Genomic DNA, 21,313 nt, shown 5'->3' with positions numbered 1-21,313 from the left:
TAATTAAGGGAGCAATATGATAATGGAAGGTAGCGAAAGCCACATGATATCTGGCTACCAGCAAGGTGAACCAGCACTTTCGTCCTCTAAGGGTATGGAAAGAGCTTTAAGAATATTGCGCGATAGCTTCATGGGTCGCATTCCCGAAGAAGATAGGGCTACTGTTGTCAGTTTGGCTTGGCAAGAACTTTGGAGTAAGGCTGCAAAGTACCTCGAAAAGGACAAACTTAAACTCTTAGGGGAAGCTTTCGTGTTTGCAGCGAACAAACATAAAAAACAAAAAAGGGTGACAGGAGAACCTTACATCATACATGCTCTCTCAGTGGCAGGGATACTTGCGGACATAAATATAGATATAGAGACTCTTGTAGCGGCGCTACTTCACGATGTGGTAGAGGATACCGATGCCACGTTTGAAGAAGTTAAGGAAAAGTTCGGCACGAATGTAGCCTTCTTGGTAGATGGAGTGACCAAGCTTGGCAATATTGACTTTAAAACCATGGAGGATTATCAAGCTGAAAATTTGCGGAAAATGTTCCTGGTCATGGCTAAGGACATTCGGGTCGTGTTGATCAAGTTGGCCGATAGGCTTCACAATATGCGCACCATTCAAGTTTTAAGGAGGGACAAACAGCTTCGCATTGCGAAGGAGACCCTGGAAATATATGCTCCTTTGGCTCACCGACTGGGAATTTATCATATGAAGCGTGAACTCGAGGACTTGGCCTTTAAAGTGCTGGAACCAGATATGTACTATGAAATCCGGCGAAGGGTAAGGAAAAAACTTCCCGAGAGGGAGACGATCATAAAGGAAGCTATAGAAATTTTATCTAAAAAATTAGACGAAGTAGCTACAAAGGCCTTTATAACGGGAAGAGCAAAGCACTTTTATAGTATTTACGAGAAGATGAAGCGCAAGAACCTCACGGTCGAACAGATGTATGACCTTCTTGCTCTGAGGGTGATAACTAACTCGGTTGAGGATTGTTATCAGGTTTTAGGTATAGTGCATACAATATGGAAGCCGATCCCGGGTCAATTCGACGATTACATAGCTAATCCCAAAAGTAATATGTATCAATCACTTCATACTACTGTAGTGGGGCCGAGCGGAGAACCACTGGAAGTTCAGATTAGGACATGGGACATGCATTGGATAGCTGAATATGGGATCGCCGCCCATTGGAGATATAAAGAAGGTCAAATAAAACCAGATGACTTAGATACCAAATTGACGTGGATAAGGCAAGTTTTAGAGACTCAGCTCGAGACTTCGGAGCCCTCCGAGTTCTTGGAGAATTTAAAGGCCGATGTTTTGTCGACGGAGGTATTCGTATTCACCCCGAAAGGTGATGTAATATCGTTGCCTAAAGGGGCCACCCCCCTGGATTTCGCTTTTGCTATTCATACGGAAATTGGCAGCAAATGTGTTGGTGCGATGGTAAATGGTCGTATCGTACCCTTGAGTTATGAGCTTAAAAATGGAGATATCGTAAGAATTCTCACTTCCCCCCAAGGACATCCTTCTAGAGATTGGCTGAGCATAGTCAGCACCAGCCGCGCTAAATCTAAGATCAGGGCTTATTTCAGGGCAATAGAACAGACCGAGAAGAAGGAGCGCCTGGAGAAGGGACGCGAACTCTTACAGGCTGAACTAACCAAGCACGAAGAATATAGAGACTTTGACATCGAATTATCGTCAAGTTCTTTAAATAAAGTGGCCAGAGATTTCGGCTTGTCCAATAAGGAGGAACTTTTCGTTGCTATTGGTGAGGGAAACATGTCCCCTTCAGCCGTTGTCGCAAAGCTTACTGAAGCCGAGCAATATAGGGTAAAAGGCCCCGCTAAGGTTCCTATCCAGGACAAGACGAAGGAAACGGATTCTGAAATAATGGTAGAAGGAACGGGCGGGGTTATGGTTTCTCTGGCTCATTGTTGTTGTCCTGTGCCTGGTGATCAAGTTGTAGGTTACGTTACCACGACTAGAGGAATAACAGTCCATAGGGCTGATTGCCCTAATTTATTAAGGACATCTGCTGATCGAAGGGTTGTCGTTTCTTGGGGGCAGAGGACTAAAGCCTTTTATACCACTAGGCTCAGGCTAGAAGCAGTCGATAGGGCTGGTTTGTTTGCTGACGTAACACAAGCCATAAGCGCTGCTGAGGGCAGCATCATTTCTATTAGTGCTCATGTTGTAGACGAAAGCAGAGCCAGGATGAACATGGAAATTCAGGTTAAAGACGTCGAACAGCTTTATCGCATTATAGCACGCATTAATTCTATTGAAGGAGTGCTAATGGTCCTGAGGGGGTAAAAGGATATGCGCGTTGTTCTGCAAAAAGTGCTTTGGGCAAGAGTTGAAGTTGATGATGTCGTCGTTGGGGAAATAGGCCCCGGGCTATGTCTTTTAGTCGGGATTTCAAGAGAGGATACCTCAGAAGATGTGAGGTATATGGCTAACAAAATCCCTAATCTAAGGGTTTTCCCTGATGCAGAAGGAAAACTCAACCTTTCATTGATTGATGTAAAAGGTTCGATTTTAGCTATATCCCAATTTACGCTGTTCGGAGATTGCAGTAGAGGCAGAAGACCTTCTTTTTCAAATGCGGCGTTACCGGAATTGGCCCATAAATTTTTCGAAGAGTTTTTGCATGAATTAAAAAAAGTCGGGCTCGATGTGCAAACGGGACGTTTTCAAGCACACATGAAGCTGAGCTTGTGCAACGATGGGCCCATTACTTTGATACTAGATAGCAAAGAGGTGCTTAATAAGTGAGGATTGTGAGATTTCCTTTAGGAGCGTTGCTTGCGAATGGTTATTTAGTATACGATGAGCTAGGCAAGGCCTTTTTTGTGGATCCAGGCGGAGATCCTGATGACGTTATGGCTACTATTGATGGAAATTCCCTGAAGCTAGAGTGGATTCTTTTGACTCATGGACATGCAGACCACATAGGTGGGCTGAACGCTTTGAGGAGGCGTTACAATTGTCCTATAGCCATACACGAAAGGGACGCCCAAATGCTTATCGATCCTATGAAAAATCTTTCTCAATTTACGGGGGAAAATATAAAAGTTGATTATCCTGTCCACTTGCTTTCAGACGGAGATGAGATAAAGGTGGGATCGATCTCTATCCTCGTAATACACACTCCGGGGCATACCCCAGGAAGCGTTTGTTATTTGGCAAGTCATGGCAATGAAAAGGCGCTTTTTTCCGGGGACACAATTTTTGCATTGAGCGTGGGTAGAACTGATTTGCCTGGAGGAGATTTTAGCGTCTTGGAGTCATCTTTGATGAAATTGGAAGGCATGCCCGATGATTTAAGAATTTTTCCCGGGCACGGGCCGGAGACAACTTTAGGTAGGGAGAGAAGAAATAATCCCTTTTGGCCGAGAGAGGCACAATGAATATATACAGTTTGCTCGAGGGCCCAAGGATCCGAAGGACGAAGTTTCACGTGACCTTAATTTAATTAGAGGGGGTTCGTTCGTTTGTTTAGGTTTTTATCGGGGTTGTTCGCTCGAGATATGGGCATAGATTTAGGGACCGCCAACGTAGTTGTTTATCAAAAAGGGAAGGGCATTGTGGCGGATGAACCGTCGGTCATTGCTTATCGCAAATCACCGAACACAAAGGATGAAATAATAGCCATCGGAAGGCGTGCTAAGGACATGATAGGCAAGACGCCCCAGAGCATCATCACCTTAAGACCGCTTAGACATGGCGTAATTGCAAACTTTGACGTGACCGAAGCGATGCTGCAATTTTATATAAAAATGGTCAATGGAGAGAGACGGCTTTTCGCGCATCCCAGGGTTATCGTAAGCGTTCCAGCTTGTGTTACAGAGGTGGAAAGAAAAGCGGTAATAGACGCCTGCTTGGGCGGAGGGGCAAGGGAGGCCTATATAATTGAAGAACCCCTCGCTGCCGCCCTGGGCGCCGGATTGCCGATTCACGAACCTAAGGGATCTATGGTCATGAACATTGGGGGGGGCGCTACAGAGGTGGCTGTTTTATCCTTGGGAGGAATAGTTGAGAGTTCTTCCTTGAGAGTAGCCGGAGATGATATCGATGAAGCCATCGTAGAATTACTTCGGCAGAATTTTAAAATGTGCATCGGCGAAGCTACGGCTGAGGAAATAAAGATTTCTGTGGGTTCAGCTTGTCCTCTGGATGAAGAACTATCCATTGAGGTCAAGGGGCGTGACCTGAGCAACGGTTTGCCTAAGACATTGGTTGTTACTTCTTCCGATGTCAGGATAGCCTTAGAGCCCTTGATTAGGAGGATGGAAGAAACAGTACGAGAGACATTGGAGCGTACCTCTCCGGAACTAGTCCGGGACATCGTCGAGCGGGGAATAATTTTGACTGGAGGAGGGGCCATGCTAAAGGGCTTGTCCAAACGACTCTCGCTGTCTTTAAATATTCCTGTAATGTGTGCCGAGCAGCCGCTTTATGCTGTGGCCTTAGGGATTGGAAAGGTCTTGGATGAGTTGGAAAAGATGAAACGAGTTTTGATTTCTATTTAAGTCAAAAAATAACTTTCAAAAAAAGAGGTGCTACTTCCTAGTGCGGAATCGGAAGTTAGCTGAGTTCTGGCAAGTCGCGATAGTTCTCATGGCTTTTTCTATGGTGCTTATGGCAGCACTTGAGTATAATGCCGGTTTCGACCTAAAAATTAGAAATACATTTTACAAGGGTGCGAAGTACTTGGAGCTGCCCGCTGTGGTGCTCAGAGATACGGTCGAAGGTATATTTATTATTAGCAAGGAAAAAGAAGCATTTTTAGAAGAGATAAACTTGCTTCAAAGGGAGAACATCGCCTTAAGATTGCAGCTCAACAAGTTGCGAGAACAGCAAGATGAAGCAATTGCACAGGCCTATCTTCCTTCTCAGGAAGATAGCAATGCTTTGAGGGCGAAGATAATTTACAGGCATCCCGGTTGGTGGTGGAGGTACATGACTGTCGATAAAGGGAGAAAAGACGGTGTGAAGCGTGGCATGCCTGTACTGAGCGGGGAAAATGTTGTAGGGAGAATTTTTCTGGTCGAGGACACGACATCCGTTGTTGAGCTGATAACCTCGCCCGATTTAAGGATACCGGTAGTTGTCGATGATACGAGAGACATTGGCGTGCTTTCAGGTGATGGTAAGGGCAAAATGATTTTACACTACATGCCTAAAGATATTACACTGCCAAGCGATATACAAGTAACAACGGCCTTTGCTATGGGCAACTTCCTTCCAGGATTACTCGTTGGCACCATCGAAAGCCTGCAAGAGGACATGAGTGTAGGGGATTTTACGACATACAAGGTAAAACCAAACGTTAATTTCTCACGGTTGAGAAGAGTCACCATTTTGGAGGTAATGTAGGTGCCTTCTTTGTGGCTCGTTATAGTTATTTCATGGATTGCACAGGACTTATTGAGGGCCCTCATAACCCCTTTTATGGCTGTCCCGGATATGTATATCTTGGCTTTGGGGATGTTGTTTACTAAAGAAAGCTATAACGAGGTTTTAATCTTGGTAGCCGCTTTTATCGGTGGGCTTTTGTGGGATGCGCGGTGGGGTGCTCCTCTAGGTTTTACTTCCATGCTGTACGTTGGATGCTTGATCGTCGTTAAAATAGCCTGGGGAGCAGTATCTCATGCTGCAAAGACTCCCGCTGTGGCGTTTTTTCTCGTTTTCTCGGTACACCTTTGTGCTTCTCTTATTGAGTTGATATTATACCGCAATACGGTCTTATTTCCCGGTTTTTCCTTTATGATGAAGCAAATAGGCGCACTGATCTTTTGCCTCTTTGTACATGCTCGTTTGTTACGTGAGGAGATGGACTGATTGAAGCGGCTTGATCGTCCCATCATAATTGATAAACGCCTCTTATCTTGGATGTATTTGCTTTTCGGCACCCTTATTCTTCTGGCAGTTGCTCTGTTTCAGTTTCAAGTATTGCATGGCGACGATTACGTTAGACTGGCCACTGAAAATAGATTGAGGGTAATCAGGCTCACTCCACAGAGGGGAACCATTTATGATGCTAACCAGATTCCCTTAGCTGTAAGTTTGAGGACCTTTTCTATCCAGGGTTATCCTCTCGCCATTCAAAAGGATGAAACTATTGAAAGGATTGCTTCTTTTTTTAGGAGACATGGGATCATCAAAACTCCCGAGGAACTCAAAGAGATGTTAAAAGGGCAATACACGGTACCCTACAGGTCGGTGGCTTTGGTCAATAATTTGACGCTTGCTCAAATGGCTTCCATAGTGGCAGACCCCGACTTTCCGCAGGAATTGGTTCCCGTCTCCCAATGGCGTCGAGTTTATCCGGCAGGAGACGTGGTAGCACACGTTGTAGGTTACATCGGGAGCATTAATAAAGAAGAGTTAAAAAAATATGGCAGCGAAGGGTATCAGGGTGGCGATGAAATTGGAAAGGCGGGAGTTGAGGCGGAATTTGAAAAAGTTTTGCGCGGACAACCGGGTGGCGAAGCCATTGAGGTGGACTCAAGGGGAAGGCTGGTTCGCAAATTGGACCAAAAGCAGCCGAAGCAGGGCGAAAACGTTTCACTTACCATAGATTTGATAGCTCAACAAAAAGTTTCAACTTTAATGGAGGATCAACGTGGAGCAGTCGTTGTGATGGATGTACACAATGGCGACATAATGGTGCTTTATTCGACTCCTTCATATGATCCGAATCCTATGGTCTGGGGTTTGAGAGACTTTGAATGGAGAGCCTTGACCCAAGACACTTCCTATCCCATGATGAATAGGGCCATAAGTGGTCTTTATTCACCAGCTTCTACTTTTAAAATTGTAGCTGCAATATCCGGACTGTCAGAAGGTGTAATCACACAAAATACTAAGCTGTACTGTCCAGGCTATTTCGAGGTGGGCAACAGGAGGTTTCGCTGCGTTAAATGGCACGGTACCGAAAACGTCGTAGGTGCTTTAAGGGATTCCTGCAATGTTTTCTTCTTTCAAGTCGGCTTAAAATTGGGGGTTGACGTATTGTCCGAGTGGGCTTACAAGTTAGGTTTTGGAAGAATTACGGGAATACCACTGCCTGGAGAGGTCCCCGGAAACCTGGCTGGACGTAAGTGGAAAAAGACAGTTCTTGGCGAGGCGTGGTATCTTGGTGACACTGCTAATTATGTTATCGGTCAGGGATTTGTGTTGGTTACGCCGATACAGCTCGCGAGGGCTTATGCAAGTATAGCGAATGGTGGATTTTTACCCAAGCCCAGGTTGCTTAAAACAGATGCGGTCGATGGGGAATATATATCAGTAAATGAAGAAGTTTTAAGCGTAGTTAGGCGAGGATTGGAGCAGGTGGTAAAAGCTGGCACTGGGCGTTCGGCCGGAAGGTACGGGGTTGAAATAGCCGGTAAGACAGGAACAGCTCAGACGTCGCGGAATAAAAACGATGCTTTATTCGTTGGTTATGCTCCTGCCGCCTCTCCCAAATATGTGGCAGTTGTCTTGCTTGAGGAAGGAGAATCAGGAGGCAGGAAGGTGGCTCCCCTTGCGGGAGAGATTTTGGCCTTTTTGTTGAATGAAAGAGGGGAGTGAACATGGAGTCGTACATCCTTTTAAAGGGTACAAAGGAAGGCATACGGTGTATTTTCCCGGAAGATGAAGGTATAATGAAGATCGAAAAGATGTGTGATGAAGTTTTGAAGGAAAGCGGCCGCATAATGTATGACAGTTCTTTGGTCATTGACCTTCAAGGCAGAGAAAGCGACGAAGAGGAAATTATTGCTATTTTAAGGAACCTAGTTTGGCCCTCTGGAGCAAAGAATGTTGTATGGAGATCCTATGATCCCAAGACAAGAAAATTTTTGAAAACGGCCGGGTTTTGCATAGAGGAGTATCCAAGTTATAAGGGTTCTAGGGGCAGAGGGTTGTTCATATATAAATCGCTCAGGTCTGGACAGAAAGTAGAACATGATAGCGATGTCTTCATCATAGGAAACGTAAACGACGGCTCAGAAGTTTGGGCATCGGGAAATATTTGGATATGGGGCAAGCTTCAGGGAGTTGTTCATGCAGGTTGTCAAGGAGATGAAGAGGCACATATTTTGGCAAAGGTCTTTGAATCAAATCAAGTTAGGATAGGAAAGTTATATAGTAGCATCGAGAGAAACAGCTCTTACTGGGGTAAATCCACGTTGATTTATGCTCAAGAAAACACGCTAATTTTTAAAGAAATTTAAAGTCAGCGTTTCAGGGAGGCGGGTGCATTGGCTGCGAGAACTATAGTTATAACATCGGGCAAAGGGGGGGTTGGTAAAACTACCACGGCTGCCAACCTTGCCGTTGAACTGGCTAAAATCGGCATGAAAGTCGTTGCTGTCGATGCCGATATCGGTTTAAGGAACCTGGATGTGGTAATGGGTCTTGAAAACAGAATAGTATACACTCTTGTTGATGTCATTGAAGGAGCCTGTCGGTTAAACCAAGCCCTGGTTCGCGATAAGAGAATCGAAAATTTATACCTCCTTCCTGCAGCGCAGACGAGGACGAAGGATGCAGTAACTTGGGAGCAGATGTGTGAAATTTGTTCTATGCTCTCCAGCGAGTTTGATTTCGTTCTCATCGATAGCCCGGCGGGTATAGAAAGCGGTTTTAAAAACGCTGCAGCTCCGGCTCAAGAAGCTCTTGTCGTCACTACTCCTGAGATATCTTCCGTGAGGGATGCCGATCGCATCATTGGACTTCTGGAATCCATGGAAAAAGAGAGCATTTCTTTGGTCATCAACAGGCTTTCCCCGAAGATGATCAAAAGGGGTGATATGCTAGACATATCGGATGTGGTTGAAATACTATCCGTCAACCTGATTGGCATCGTCCCTGAGGATGAAACGGTGATTATTTCCACCAACAAAGGAGAGCCTTTGACGTTAGAATCCACCAGTCCAGCTGCAAGGGCGTTTAGCAATCTCGCCAGGCGCCTTCTCGGCGAAAAGATACCCTTCGACGAGCTTGAGTACGTGAACAGTAAGGGTATGTTGGGGCGCATCAAGAAGTTTTTGGGACTCTAGCTTTATAATTATTAGACGTAAATTTGGAGGCATGGAATATGGCTTTTTTGGAAAGATGGTTTGGAAAAGATAAGACAAAAAATCAAGCCAAGGAGCGCCTTCAGCTCGTTTTGATTCACGATAGGACCGATCTTGCTCCAGAGTTGTTGGAGCAATTGAGAGCCGAGCTGATAAAAGTTATATGCAACTATCTTGAAGTGGACGATGAACGCATCGAGCTAGGCCTTGAAAAGGAAGACCGCGCTGTTGCCCTGGTGGCAAATATACCCGTTAAAAACGTAAAAAGATATTTATCAAGTGCAAAATAGATAAGGAATAGATGGTTAAGCGTGGTAAATTGCCCCAAATATTTGGTTTGATCGATTTGCCACTTCTGTTAGTTGTTATAATATTGTACGTCCTTGGCATTGTAACGATATATAGTGCAACCTACCGGCAAGGGTTCGCTTTTGTCGAAAAGCAGTTAATTAATGGCCTCATAGCTGCCGTTTCTTTGGTTGTCTTCTTTTGTCTCGGCGTAAAAAGGCTATTTAACTGGTCTTACTTTCTATATGGCGGACTCATTTTTGTTTTGGTAGTGCTTCTGTTTTTAGGAGACGCAACGCGCGGCTCGCATAGATGGCTTTACGTTGGGAACTTTGCCCTTCAGCCTTCCGAGGCAGGCAAGCTCATATTATGTTTAACTCTGGCTCGATTTTTGGCTCGGGAAGGGGCGAACACCCCTGGAAGATTGCTAAAAGTTTTCGCACTGTCTGGTGCAAGCGGCGTGTTGATCCTGTTGGAGCCCGACCTGGGCACGTCAATAGTTTATGGCGTCATTACGTTGTCCTGCCTTTGGTCGTGCGGTTCGCCGAAAAAATATTTTTTGGCCCTGTTTGCTTCAGGCCTTGCCGCATTACCTCTAATGTGGGCATTTCTTAAGGATTATCAAAAACTTCGAATTTTGGCGTTTTTGAATCCCAACCTTGACCCCTTAGGTGCGGGATATAATGTGATTCAATCTCGAATAGCTGTTGGTTCGGGCAGTATTTTCGGGAAAGGTTTTTTGCAGGGGACGCAAAGCAAACTGCAATTTTTGCCGGAACCGCACACTGATTTTATATTTGGCGTTTTTGCCGAAGAATTTGGGTTTATAGGCAGTTTAATAGCGCTTGCGCTATTTGCCTTTCTTATCTGGAGAATCGTTCTTATAGCCTTAAAAAGCAAGGATGTGAGAGTCAAAATCTTTGCCGGTGGCTTTTCCGGCTGGCTCATTTTTCATGTATTTGAGAGCGTGGGCATGAGCGTGGGGTTAATGCCCGTGACGGGTCTTGCTCTGCCTTTCATGAGTTATGGGGGAAGCTCACTTATTACGATAAGCAGCGCCTTAGGACTCCTTTTGAGCGCCTGTCTAGATTTCCCTAAAAGATATGAATAGTAAAAACTTTGGCTTTTTGCGAGGGGATCAAATGGAAGATCTTTCGTTGGATTTGCATTGGGATAGACGGTGGGATTATCTTACTCAGGTGAAGAGGCCCTCGCGATATATAGGAGGGGAATGGGGAACATTGCCGCCCAAAAGTGGCGAGGAAGATCTCATCAACCTCTGTCTTGCATATCCCGATGTTTATGAAGTTGGTATGAGTTATGTGGGATATCAAATTTTATATTTTTTAGTTAAATCCCTTGATATAGCCGATGTAGACAGGGCCTATGCTCCTTGGCCGGATATGGAAAAATTGCTTTTAAATGACCGGGAACCCTTGATATCCTTGGAGATGAAACGCCCCCTAAAAAGTTTTGATGTCATTGGTTTTACTCTGCAGTATGAGTTGAATGCTACCAACATCCTGACTATGCTTGATTTGTCCTTCATTCCCTTGCGTTCTGTGAATCGTAGCGAGGGTGATCCAATAATCATCGCGGGGGGTCCGGGGGCTTTGGCTCCAATGCCTTACGCTCCTTTCATCGACGTCTTTTGCATGGGCGATGGGGAGGAGTTGGTTGTAGAGCTCTTAACTTTGCTGTCGGAGAGTCGTTTACTGAAGAGGCATGAAAAATTGAAGTTGCTTTCCGAGATCGACGGATGCTACGTGCCCATGATTTCCGGCCCAAATAAAAGCGTTAAAAGAAGAATACTGTCTTTACAAAGGGCATTCGCTCCGGAAGGTTGTATTGTGCCTTCGGATAAAATAGTACATGACCGCGCCTCGGTCGAGGTTTTCAGAGGTTGCTCAAGGGGTTGCAGGTTCTGCCAGGCAGGAATGATCTACAGGCCGGTGCGCTATAGAAATCCCGAAGAGGTGTGCCGGTTAGCGAAAAAAATTCTTTCCAAGAGTGGCTACGAAGAGTTAGGTCTAGTTTCTCTTTCAACGTGCGATTATCCATGGCTTGAGGATGTTTTGGATAATTTGAGCCCTTTTCTGTCAGAAAACAAGGCGATCCTAAACCTTCCAAGCTTGAGGATGGATGAGAAGGCAGTCGATATAGCTTTAAAGTTGGAGAACATGAGGAAAAAGAGTCTTACATTTGCTCCGGAGGCGGGGACTCAACGCTTGAGAAACGTAATAAACAAGGGCGTCACGGAAGAGGATATAAAAAACACGTTGAAGACAGTCTTTGAAGCAGGATGGAACAGGGTTAAACTTTATTTCATGATGGGGTTGCCCACGGAAAGAGATGAAGATCTTCAAGGCATAGTTGATGTTACACGACTTGCTTATTCTATTGGTCGATCCTTTAATAAAAGGGCTTCCATTTCGGCTTCGATAGCTGGATTTGTACCAAAAGCACATACCCCTTTCCAGTGGGAGCCCCAGGATTCTATAGATGAGCTTAAAAATAAGGGGCTTTGGATTAAAAGCCGGTTCCGCGAGAGAAACATATCGGTTAGTTATCACGAACCTACTCAAAGTTTTATCGAGGCGGTAATAGCAAAAGGTGATGAAAGGGTGGGCGACGTCATAGAAAGGGCTTGGAAGTATGGGGCACGATTCGATGGCTGGGGAGAGACCTTTAAGTTTTCTCTTTGGCAAAGGGCATTAGAAGATTGCGGAGTAGATCCCTACAAAATAACGGCAAGACAACTTTCTTACGATGAAGTCCTTCCTTGGGATCATGTAGATGTTGGTGTGACGAAAGAATTTTTGTGGTTGGAGCGAACCAAGTCATTAGAAGGAGAAGTGACCGAGGATTGTAGATGGAGCAGTTGTAACGAATGCGGCCTGCAAAGATTGTGTTTTGCAGATGAGGGTGCGCCATGAGGGTTAGGATTACCTATGAAAAGACTGGTACGGTATGTTTCGTTCCGCACGTGGAAATGCCAACCCTGTTTTCAAGGTCTTTGAGGAGGGCAGGTTTAAGGCAGGTCTTCACAGAAGGCATGTCTCCCCATCCTAAGGTAAGCCTGGGTCCTCCTTTGCCGGTCGGGGTGTTTTCTTTGTGTGAGTTGGCGGACTTTTGGCTAGAACAATGGACGTCTTGCGATTTGACTTCTTGGAACAAATGTCTGCCTAAAGGCTTGAAGGTAACAAAGGCCTGCCCCACAGAAGGCCGTTCTTTGAGCAAATTATGTGACGCTGCTCAGTACATACTTCAATTTAGGTCAATGGGAGAAGTCACCGCTGCCCTTGCTGTTTTAAAAGAGTTCGTTGAATGGGCGAAGATTGTTCCATCGATTGAAAATAGCATAGAGGTAATGCTCCTAAGGCCTTATGAGGTAAGTCCCACCCTTTTTGTCAAAGTACTTTCTGAAAGAAGGGTTATATCTTCTTGGAAGGACATTAGAATTGTAAGGACGATACTCGGAAGATTACATGCACAAAGCGTAGTTTCCCTTCTGTGACTTTCTGTTTTAGGAGGTAGTGTTTTTGAACAATGGCGATAAAAATATCATAGCAAACGTCATAGACCCGGAAGAAGCGCGAGTTGCCATATTGGAAGAAGGGCGTTTAGTGGAGCTTTTTGCTGAAAGGATGTGGGAAAGGCAAAGAGCGGGCGAGATATATAAGGCTAGGATCGACAACATCCTTCCCGGAATCAACGCAGCCTTTGTAAACTTGGGCGAGGGACGAAATGCCTTTTTGTACCTAGGTGACGCAAAGAACGTCAGCGTGAAACCCAACGGTGAAATAGTTGTTCAAGTGACAAAAGTTGCAAGGAAGGACAAAGGGCCGAGGGTCACTGCTCGTATATCTTTGCCTGGAAGGTATGTTGTATTGCTACCCTGCGCTCGCGAGGTGGGGGTTTCTCGGCGCATTGACGATGCTCGCGAGAAGGAGCGACTGAAGGGACTAGCCAAGCAATCCGTGCCTCCAGGCTTTGGAATAATTATTCGTACTGCAGCGGCAGGGATCGATGAGGAAACTTTAAGAGGAGAGATTGATGAGCTTCTAAGCCTATGGCAGGAAATAATGGATCTGGCCGCCAAAATGCCCACGCCTTCTCTTTTATATCGCGATACAGGTTTGCTTGGGAGAGTTCTTCGGGACGAGTTAGATGAAAGGGTTTCTCGGATAATAGTTGATGACCCGGATCATTACGAACAAGTGTTGGATTACGTGGCTAAATATGCCAACCAAACTCATCCTACCGTTGAGTTGTATAATAAAAACATTCCTATATTTGAGTATTTTGACATAGAAAGAGAGATCAGCGCCATCCTGGAAAGGAAGCTATGGCTTCCCTCAGGTGGGTTTTTGATTATAGATCAAGCGGAAGCGATGACAGTAATAGATGTTAACACCGGCAAGTATGTGGGAACCAGCGATTTGAGACATACAATTTTAGAGACGAACATTGAAGCAGCTAAAGAAATTGCAAGACAGCTGAGACTACGAGCGATTGGAGGCATAGTCATCGTCGATTTCATAGACATGGACTATTCCGAAGACAAACAGAAGCTTTTGGATTGCCTGGAGCAGCTTTTTAGAGAAGACAGACACAAATCCAAAGTTTACGGCGTAACGAAGCTTGGCCTGGTAGAAATCACTCGTAAACGCTCAAGGCCTGACCTTAAAACCTATATGACCAGGCCTTGCCCTTTTTGTTCCACGACGGGGTGGGTGTTAAAAGAAGACGTAGTCGCAATGGACATAAAGCGTTTTATGCGCAAGGTGATATTATCAAGTAGGACGGAAGCTTTAATACTAGAAGCTCATCCATCGATAGCATGCTATATCGGCGAAATTTTTTTGTCCCAATGGGTCGAGGAACTTGGACGAGCCATATTTATCGTCGGATCAAAGGATCTGGCATGGGATAAATATCGAATAGAGTTTCAAGGCGCCCTGGATCAAGCTCTATACAAAATAAACTTGCTTGAAGAAGAAGGAGATCTCGTTGTATATAGAGCGCATCGCCCTTAAGGGGTTTAAAAGCTTCGGAGAGCATGTAGAAATATTGCTATCGAGGAAATTAACCGTCATTGCGGGTCCAAATGGGAGCGGGAAGAGCAACATTTTGGATGCTGTTAGATGGGTATTGGGAGAACAATCTCCGACCCGCTTGAGAATCTCAAAGCAAAGCGACTTGCTCTTTCAAGGAAGTCCCTCGTGGCCACCGGCCAAGGAAGCATGGGTTTCGTTTGTGGCTAAACATGATGGCAAATCACGAATCTTCAAGCGCATACTTGATGAAAATGGCTCCACCTTTATAGTGGATGGAAAAAAGATCAGACTCTATGAAATGGAAGAAGAAAAGCGCCTTTTGGGATTAGAGGGGATTGATTTTGCCTTCATAAGCCAGGGTGAAGTATTGGAAGTTATAAACCAAAGACCCAACGACAGAAGAGAAAACCTGGAACTCCTATTTGGCATAGCTTCCTATCGCAAAAAGAGGGAAGAAGCGCTTTTAAAGCTTGTTGGCGTAGATGAGGAAGCACGAAGACTTAAAACATTAATTGATGAGCTAAAACGTAGGCGAAATGATATTCACCCACAGGTGTTAAAGGCTACGAGAAAGAAAGAGCTTCAAGATTCCTTGGAAAATATTACAAAGAGGATGAAGGAGCTTGAATACGCAAAAATTTTGCGTGACCTTGAGGTTCATGTAGCGCACAAAACAGAGATAAATCGCAAATGTTTCGCTGCAGAGATGTGGGTTTTACTTTGGGAAAGGGCCTTGAATTTTTTTGAAGAAAAAGTCAAGGCCCTGGAGATCAAGTATAAGGAAAATAAAGAAAACCTTTTAAATCTTTCTGCAGAAGTTAGAAATTTGAAGAAGAAATTGTCTTCTTTATCTTTGGAACGTAAGAGTACAAAAGACCTCTACTTGCGATTAAAGAAAGAGATTGATGTGGCTCGTAGGTCCATGCAAAAACTTGAGTCGGAGAAGGGAAAACTAGAGTTCGTCATCGAGGACTTAAGTAGCGAGTTAAACGCGAGGAAAAAACAATATAGTGAATTGGGATTGATGATAAATGAGCAGATTTCAAAGATAAAGGAGCTTGCTATAACCAAGGAAAAACTGCTCGAAAAAAAAGCTTATCATGAGGCAGCTGCTCTAGAGTTAAAGCGCAAGATCCGTTTTATGGGGAAAAGCTACGGTGATTTGGTGGCCCAAAGGCTAAATATTCAAAAAGAGCTGTTGAAATATGAAGAGACTTTAAAGGAGATTGATTTCCACTTACATGTGGAAGAGAAGGCCTTTGAGGATTTATCGTCAGAGCGCTCTAAGGCCTTTGCTCAGGTCCAAAATTTAGCCTCTGAGTTGCAGTTTAGAAGGAAAGAAGAGATCAAACTAAGCTCTGATATCGAAAGAATAAAGGACATGCTGGCTTCTGGGGCTTATCCTAGACCGGTAGAATTTCTATTGGCAGCCAAAAGGCTCGGAAAGCTAAACGTAGATTTCAAGGCATTTGTGGATGTTATATCTTGTCCGAAGGAGTACATTGTTGCCTTGCAATCTTTTTTGGGTGGCAGGCAGTTTTGGATACTGGTACATGACGAAGACAGTGCCCACAAGTGTATCGACTATATAAAGAAGGCAAACGTGGGAAGAGCCACCTTCCTGCCTTTAAATAGAGCTAATCCGCGGAGGAAAGCCTTAAATTTCTCACCTAACGGGACAGATGTGATTGGTTGGTTAATTGAACTAATTGATTACGATGCCAAGTGGGATAAGGGAGTCATGCATCTTCTTGGAAACTTGCTGCTCGTAAGAGATTATGAAAGGGGAGCTCAGATCTCAAGGACGCATAAAGCCTTTCCCGTGGTTACCCTGGAAGGGGAGGTATTTTTACCTAGCGGGACAATATCGGGTGGAGGTGTGGTCGAGCCCTCAAAAAATGTGTTAGATCTTAAAAATTCTCTGAGAGAAAAAATAAATGCAATTAAAACCCTTCGAGGAGAAATAAAACAGTTAAATCTTGCGTTAACCAGAGAAGAAAAACGAGAGATATCTTTAAAAGATGAGACTCAAGCAAAATTAGATTTAGTAAACAGTCTTAAGGGAAAAAGAGAAAAAACAATGACATTGCTAGAAAGTGATAGCGAAAAGATTGCCGGACTTGATGTTGAAATTTCAAAATTGAAAAAAGAAATTCGCGAGTGTATCTCTCGTTTGAGCGAGCACAACTTGGGGCTTCAAAAAGCAATTTCTGAAATTGCAGAAATGAAGGAATTAGATTTAAACGATAAATTGCAGGACGACTTAAGCGTGCTGACTAGAGAAATAGAAGTGATGCAAGAGAGGATAAAAGGACGTCAAGATGTTTTAAAGAAGGTTCAGGAAGAGCTGTCCTCCATCGAGGACTACATATCTACGAGGCAAAAGGAAGCGATTAAGGCCGAAAATTTAATCACGGATTACAGTTTTAAGATTTCCAAGGAGGCGTCAGTCTATAAAAATCTGTGGCATGAACAGAGGATGCTTGAAGAGGAGATAAAAGCGTTAGAGAAAGAAAGAGAGAAGGCCGGGAAGTTAGCGCGTAAGATATCTTCAAAGCGCGAAAGAGCCAAAGATCGATATAAACGACTTGAAGTTGAAAGTTCTTTATTGGAAGAAAAGTTGAAAAACCTGTTTGAACAAAAGGCAAAGCTTGAGGAAAACGATGGCAGCGAAATAAAGGAAGTATCCTGCGTTGACGACGATGAAATAAAGAGCCTTAAGACGAAGACCAAGAAGATACAGCATGAGCTTGCTCAGTTTTTTGATGTAGACAACGGTGTTTTGTCCGAAGATGCGTCCTTGGCAGCACGCATTTCTTATTTGTCGGAACAACATAACGATGTGTGCGTGGCTAAAAAAGAGCTCGAATCAATGATAGAAGATACGGACAGACAGGCGGGTATTTTGTTCGAAGAAGCTTTAAGCGCGATAAACCGACGTTTTAACGCGATATTCGTCAGGCTATTCGGAGGTGGCGAAGCGCATCTTGCGATGAGCGATGAATTTGACCTTTGGAATTCAGGCGTAGATATTTCAGCCAGGCCACCTGGAAAGCGTCCTCAAAGTTTAGCCCAGCTTTCCGGAGGTGAGCGCTCCCTTACGGCCATAGCTTATCTTTTTTCGACCATGGAGGAAGCTCTTGTTCCCTTGGCTATCTTAGATGAAGTTGATGCTTCTTTGGATGAAGCTAACCTAAGGCGTTTTGCTGAATTGGTGGAGGAGTATTCGCAAAACATCCAGATAGTGGCAATTACTCATAGAAGGTTAACCATGGAGAAAGCAGACATAATGTATGGTGTTACCTTAGAGGAGCCAGGATTGTCTAAGGTAATAGGAGTAAAACTTTCTGAGTGGGAATGATTCCATTGATAGAGAGCACTTTTGATGACATACTTTATGGAAAATTAAAGATGCGCCAACCCTTGCACGGGCCACGCATATCTGTAGATACGATATTGTTGTCTTGGTTTGTAAAACTCAAAAACGATGACAACGTTATCGAGCTGGGCACGGCTAGCGGAGCAGTGGCCTTGATCCTGGCTAAAAGATGGCCCAAAGTTCCCTTAATAAGGGCCATTGACATTCAAGAAGATCTGATAAAGATGGCCAAAGAAAATGCGGCTATTAACGTCCTTAGCGATCGTGTGGTATTTGAAGTGGGGGATATAAGAAAGATACACGCCCTTTACCCAACCCAATCCTTTGACGTTGTCGTGGTTAACCCCCCTTATAACGAAATTTCTGGAAGCAGGATCAGTCCCAAACGAAATCTGGCCATCTCAAGGCAAGGGATCGCCTGCACGCTCGAAGATGTAATAAAGGCGTCATTTTACTTGTTAAAGGACAAGGGGAGACTTTATCTCATATTGAGGGCAAAGCGCATTTCAGAGCTTTGCTACTTTCTTGAAAAGAGTCGGATGCCGCTTAAAAGGCTCAAATCCGTGTACCCTAAACCGGGAAGGGAGGCCTCGGTAGTCTTGGTTGAGGCCAGGAGGAACGCCGGCCGAGGAACACGTATAGAACCACCTCTATATATCTGTGACGAAACTGGAAATTACACGCCCGAACTTCTTTCGGCTTACAAAATAGGTGAATGACGGTGCCCCTTTTTGTCGTACCCACGCCCATCGGCAATTTAAAAGATATAACTTTAAGAGCGCTTGAGACGATAAAAACTGCAGATGTCCTGCTTTGTGAAGATACGAGACGCACCATGAAGCTCCTTAACTATTACGACATTAAGGTCAAAACGCTTTCTTATCACGAACATAATGAAAGAAGTCGTACGAAAGAAGTCCTAGATATGTTGAGCAAAGGGTTAAAGATAGCTCTGATCTCCGATGCTGGTACCCCCTGCATATCTGATCCGGGGTACATCTTGGTGTCAGAGGCAATAAAGGCTGGATTTGAAGTTGACGCGCTGCCAGGACCATCTGCTATTTTGCCAGCCCTTATCATGTCAGGTCTCCCAATGGATCGTTTCTTTTTTCTGGGCTTTCTTCCGGACAAGAGAGGTGCAAGGCGGAAATTTTTGGTTTCCTTGAAGGAGCTTGCCTTCACTTCAATTTTTTACGTTGCCCCCCACAAATTAAAGCGCGATTTGTCGGATATCATCGGAGTGTGGGGCGACAGACGAGCCGCCCTGATTAGGGAGATATCCAAATTACATCAGGAATGCCGTCGCGGCTTGCTGTCTGAACTCTTAAAAGAAGCCGAAGGGATAAAAGGAGAGCTGACACTTGTGGTGGATGGTTCTCAAGATGTATTTCAAAAAGAAGAGGACGAATCTTGGCAAAAAGTGGCCACTCATTTGCGAAATTGCGGTATGCCACTAAAAGATGTTGCAAAAACGCTATCCGAAAGCTATGGTATAAAGAAAAATCTAGTCAGAAAATTCGTCTTGGATCAAGAAAGATTGGAGGAGGAAAAAGATGAATCGTGAAAGTTGCTTTTATATCACAACTCCCATTTATTACGTGAACGATGTTCCTCACATTGGTCATGCTTACACAACGGTGGCTGCCGATGTGATGGCCAGGTATAAGAGGATGCACGGCTTTGACGTTCTTTTCTCGACCGGTACTGACGAACATGGTCAAAAGGTTCAGCAGGCAGCTCAAAAAGAAGGCGTGACACCTCAGCAGTTGGCCGACAGGACCGTCCAAAATTTCAAAAAGCTATGGGAGAAACTAAACATTTCTAATGACGACTTCATAAGGACTACTGAACCAAGGCACATCGAAGTAGTGCAATACATTTTTAAAAAACTTATGGACCAAGGCGATATCTACAAGGGAACATACGAAGGTTGGTATTGTGTCCCCTGCGAAACCTATGTATCGAAAAGTCAATTGGGCGAAGACAAGATCTGCCCGGACTGCAAGAGACCTTTGGAAAAGATGACTGAGGAAAGCTACTTCTTTCGCATGTCCAAGTATGAGCAGCCGCTTCTTGAGTTTTACGAGAATAACCCTACGGCGATCTTGCCTGAGTCTCGCTACAACGAGATAGTTAGTTTCATAAGGATGGGCCTGAAAGATCAGTCCGTATCTAGGACAACCTTAAAATGGGGAATACCAATACCGGGTGATGACGCTCATGTAGTATACGTTTGGTTTGATGCCCTTATAAATTACTTGACAGTTTGTGGATATCCCGAGGACGAACAAAGGTGGAGGAAATATTGGCCCGTAGTGCATCACTTGGTTGGCAAGGATATACTTCGTTTTCATAGCGTGGTATGGCCTGCTATGCTTCTGGCGCTTGGGGTTAATCCTCCTAAACAGGTCTTCGCTCACGGATGGTGGACTGTTGAAGGAGAAAAGATGTCCAAATCCAAAGGCAACGTCGTGGATCCCTTTGAAATTATCGAGATTTACGGCGTCGATCCCTTTCGCTACTTCCTGCTGAGAGAGGTGTCCTTCGGTTTGGACGGAGACTTTTCGGAAAAGGCGTTGGTGCAGAGGATCAATTTCGATTTGGCGAACGATCTAGGGAATTTGCTATCTAGAACGTTACAGATGGTTGTAAAATATTTCGGTGGAATTGTGCCAGAACCCATGCTTGAGCCCACCAAGGAAGATGCCGAGATAGGAAAAGAAGCAGTTAAAAGACTGATGCAAAAATTTGACAGCTACATGTCTCGTTTTGCCTATGATGAGGCTTTAAGGGAGATATGGGGTTATATTAGTTTAGCCAATAAGTATATAGACGTAACTATGCCCTGGAAATTGGGGGAGGAAGGCGAAAAGGATCGTTTGAGCAACGTGTTGTACAACTTGTGCGAAGCTTTAAAAAACATAGCCCTTCTTGTTGCTCCCTTTATGCCTGAAAAATCGTTTGAGATATGGGAACAGCTCGGCCTAAAGGATAAACTTTCTATGGATAGCTTTGAAACAATAGACAGGCCCTTTCCAGCGGGTACGGCCATCAGTAAAAAGGATGTCCTTTTTCCTCGCATCGATTTAAAAAAATGGGCTGTTGAAAAAGCGGAAAGAGATTCCAAAAAAGGCTTACAACCAGATCCCGGAGAACACGAAGACGAAATATCGATCGATGATTTCAAAAAAGTTGAACTTAGAGTGGCAAAGATCGTTGCCGTTGATCACATCCCCGGAGCCGATAAACTTTATAAGCTGTCGATTGATCTTGGATATGAGCGAAGGGTGATAGTTGCAGGTATAAAGGAATTTTATTCCCCAGAGGACCTTGTAGGCAAAAAAATTGTGGTGATATGCAACTTGAAGCCCGCTAAGCTTCGAGGAATTGTGAGCAATGGGATGCTTTTGGCTGCGGAGTCTCCGGATGGATCCCAACTAGCGCTCCTTACTGTGGACAACGAAGACATACCCTTGGGAAGCCGGGTACATTGAGACGATAATAATTTAAGGGAGTT

General features: G+C 44.5%; 18 protein-coding genes. All 18 read left to right on the top strand.

What is annotated here, in order from left to right; translation table 11 throughout:
- Window positions 1-22 precede the first annotated feature (22 nt).
- Window positions 23-2,314: a RelA/SpoT family protein gene (locus AC5SXE_RS08860; protein ID WP_493917204.1), complete on the top strand. Its 2,292-nt coding sequence runs from the start codon at window positions 23-25 to the stop codon at window positions 2,312-2,314.
- Window positions 2,315-2,320: 6 nt separating this feature from the next.
- Window positions 2,321-2,776 (top strand): D-aminoacyl-tRNA deacylase, encoded by a 456-nt coding sequence (dtd, locus tag AC5SXE_RS08855; protein ID WP_493917203.1) that lies wholly within the window; start codon window positions 2,321-2,323, stop codon window positions 2,774-2,776.
- Window positions 2,773-3,411, top strand: coding sequence for an MBL fold metallo-hydrolase (locus AC5SXE_RS08850; protein ID WP_493917202.1), 639 nt, complete (start codon window positions 2,773-2,775; stop codon window positions 3,409-3,411). Before dtd ends, AC5SXE_RS08850 begins: the two co-directional genes overlap by 4 nt.
- Before the next feature lie 84 nt (window positions 3,412-3,495).
- Complete coding sequence (locus tag AC5SXE_RS08845; RefSeq protein ID WP_310849023.1) at window positions 3,496-4,533, top strand: rod shape-determining protein; 1,038 nt, start codon at window positions 3,496-3,498, stop codon at window positions 4,531-4,533.
- Window positions 4,534-4,573: 40 nt separating this feature from the next.
- The gene (gene mreC / locus AC5SXE_RS08840) at window positions 4,574-5,380 is read left to right on the top strand and encodes a rod shape-determining protein MreC (RefSeq protein ID WP_323720941.1); all 807 of its coding nucleotides are present in this window, start codon (window positions 4,574-4,576) and stop codon (window positions 5,378-5,380) included.
- A complete protein-coding gene (locus tag AC5SXE_RS08835; RefSeq protein ID WP_310849027.1) occupies window positions 5,381-5,845 on the top strand; it encodes a hypothetical protein in 465 nt (154 codons plus the stop codon).
- Window positions 5,846-7,579 (top strand): penicillin-binding protein 2, encoded by a 1,734-nt coding sequence (gene mrdA, locus AC5SXE_RS08830; RefSeq protein ID WP_493917201.1) that lies wholly within the window; start codon window positions 5,846-5,848, stop codon window positions 7,577-7,579.
- 2 nt (window positions 7,580-7,581) lie between these two features.
- The gene (gene minC / locus AC5SXE_RS08825) at window positions 7,582-8,223 is read left to right on the top strand and encodes a septum site-determining protein MinC (RefSeq protein ID WP_310849030.1); all 642 of its coding nucleotides are present in this window, start codon (window positions 7,582-7,584) and stop codon (window positions 8,221-8,223) included.
- Window positions 8,224-8,250: 27 nt separating this feature from the next.
- Entirely contained in the window at window positions 8,251-9,051 is an 801-nt protein-coding gene (minD, locus tag AC5SXE_RS08820; RefSeq protein ID WP_323720943.1) for a septum site-determining protein MinD, read from the top strand.
- A gap of 38 nt (window positions 9,052-9,089) precedes the next feature.
- Window positions 9,090-9,359, top strand: a complete 270-nt coding sequence (gene minE, locus AC5SXE_RS08815) for a cell division topological specificity factor MinE (protein ID WP_303881273.1) — start codon at window positions 9,090-9,092, stop codon at window positions 9,357-9,359.
- 11 nt (window positions 9,360-9,370) lie between these two features.
- Window positions 9,371-10,468, top strand: a complete 1,098-nt coding sequence (rodA, locus tag AC5SXE_RS08810) for a rod shape-determining protein RodA (RefSeq protein ID WP_493917200.1) — start codon at window positions 9,371-9,373, stop codon at window positions 10,466-10,468.
- A gap of 31 nt (window positions 10,469-10,499) precedes the next feature.
- The gene (locus AC5SXE_RS08805) at window positions 10,500-12,293 is read left to right on the top strand and encodes a TIGR03960 family B12-binding radical SAM protein (RefSeq protein WP_310849040.1); all 1,794 of its coding nucleotides are present in this window, start codon (window positions 10,500-10,502) and stop codon (window positions 12,291-12,293) included.
- The gene (locus AC5SXE_RS08800; RefSeq protein ID WP_323720945.1) at window positions 12,290-12,874 is read left to right on the top strand and encodes a TIGR03936 family radical SAM-associated protein; all 585 of its coding nucleotides are present in this window, start codon (window positions 12,290-12,292) and stop codon (window positions 12,872-12,874) included. Before AC5SXE_RS08805 ends, AC5SXE_RS08800 begins: the two co-directional genes overlap by 4 nt.
- 25 nt (window positions 12,875-12,899) lie before the next feature.
- Window positions 12,900-14,396: an Rne/Rng family ribonuclease gene (locus AC5SXE_RS08795; protein WP_310849046.1), complete on the top strand. Its 1,497-nt coding sequence runs from the start codon at window positions 12,900-12,902 to the stop codon at window positions 14,394-14,396.
- Window positions 14,371-17,778, top strand: a complete 3,408-nt coding sequence (smc, locus tag AC5SXE_RS08790) for a chromosome segregation protein SMC (protein WP_323720946.1) — start codon at window positions 14,371-14,373, stop codon at window positions 17,776-17,778. Before AC5SXE_RS08795 ends, smc begins: the two co-directional genes overlap by 26 nt.
- Entirely contained in the window at window positions 17,775-18,515 is a 741-nt protein-coding gene (locus AC5SXE_RS08785; protein WP_323721131.1) for a tRNA1(Val) (adenine(37)-N6)-methyltransferase, read from the top strand. Before smc ends, AC5SXE_RS08785 begins: the two co-directional genes overlap by 4 nt.
- Entirely contained in the window at window positions 18,512-19,360 is an 849-nt protein-coding gene (gene rsmI / locus AC5SXE_RS08780) for a 16S rRNA (cytidine(1402)-2'-O)-methyltransferase (protein ID WP_493917199.1), read from the top strand. Before AC5SXE_RS08785 ends, rsmI begins: the two co-directional genes overlap by 4 nt.
- Complete coding sequence (gene metG, locus AC5SXE_RS08775; RefSeq protein WP_493917198.1) at window positions 19,350-21,290, top strand: methionine--tRNA ligase; 1,941 nt, start codon at window positions 19,350-19,352, stop codon at window positions 21,288-21,290. The genes rsmI and metG overlap by 11 nt, the downstream gene beginning before the upstream one ends.
- Window positions 21,291-21,313 lie beyond the last annotated feature (23 nt).

The organism is Acetomicrobium sp., from assembly GCF_059026225.1.
The sequence above is the reverse complement of the archived record's forward strand: the minus strand, read 5'-3'. Positions and strand labels throughout refer to the sequence as shown.

Excerpts from the sequence above, each read along its gene's own strand:
- dtd (WP_493917203.1), top strand. The coding sequence starts at position 2,321 with ATGCGCGTTGTTCTGCAAAAAGTGCTTTGGGCAAGAGTTGAAGTTGAT.
- minE (WP_303881273.1), top strand. The coding sequence starts at position 9,090 with ATGGCTTTTTTGGAAAGATGGTTTGGAAAAGATAAGACAAAAAATCAA.
- rodA (WP_493917200.1), top strand. The coding sequence starts at position 9,371 with ATGGTTAAGCGTGGTAAATTGCCCCAAATATTTGGTTTGATCGATTTG.
- AC5SXE_RS08860 (WP_493917204.1), top strand. The coding sequence starts at position 23 with ATGGAAGGTAGCGAAAGCCACATGATATCTGGCTACCAGCAAGGTGAA.
- AC5SXE_RS08785 (WP_323721131.1), top strand. The coding sequence starts at position 17,775 with ATGATTCCATTGATAGAGAGCACTTTTGATGACATACTTTATGGAAAA.
- metG (WP_493917198.1), top strand. The coding sequence starts at position 19,350 with ATGAATCGTGAAAGTTGCTTTTATATCACAACTCCCATTTATTACGTG.
- AC5SXE_RS08805 (WP_310849040.1), top strand. The coding sequence starts at position 10,500 with ATGGAAGATCTTTCGTTGGATTTGCATTGGGATAGACGGTGGGATTAT.
- AC5SXE_RS08800 (WP_323720945.1), top strand. The coding sequence starts at position 12,290 with ATGAGGGTTAGGATTACCTATGAAAAGACTGGTACGGTATGTTTCGTT.
- rsmI (WP_493917199.1), top strand. The coding sequence starts at position 18,512 with ATGACGGTGCCCCTTTTTGTCGTACCCACGCCCATCGGCAATTTAAAA.
- minC (WP_310849030.1), top strand. The coding sequence starts at position 7,582 with ATGGAGTCGTACATCCTTTTAAAGGGTACAAAGGAAGGCATACGGTGT.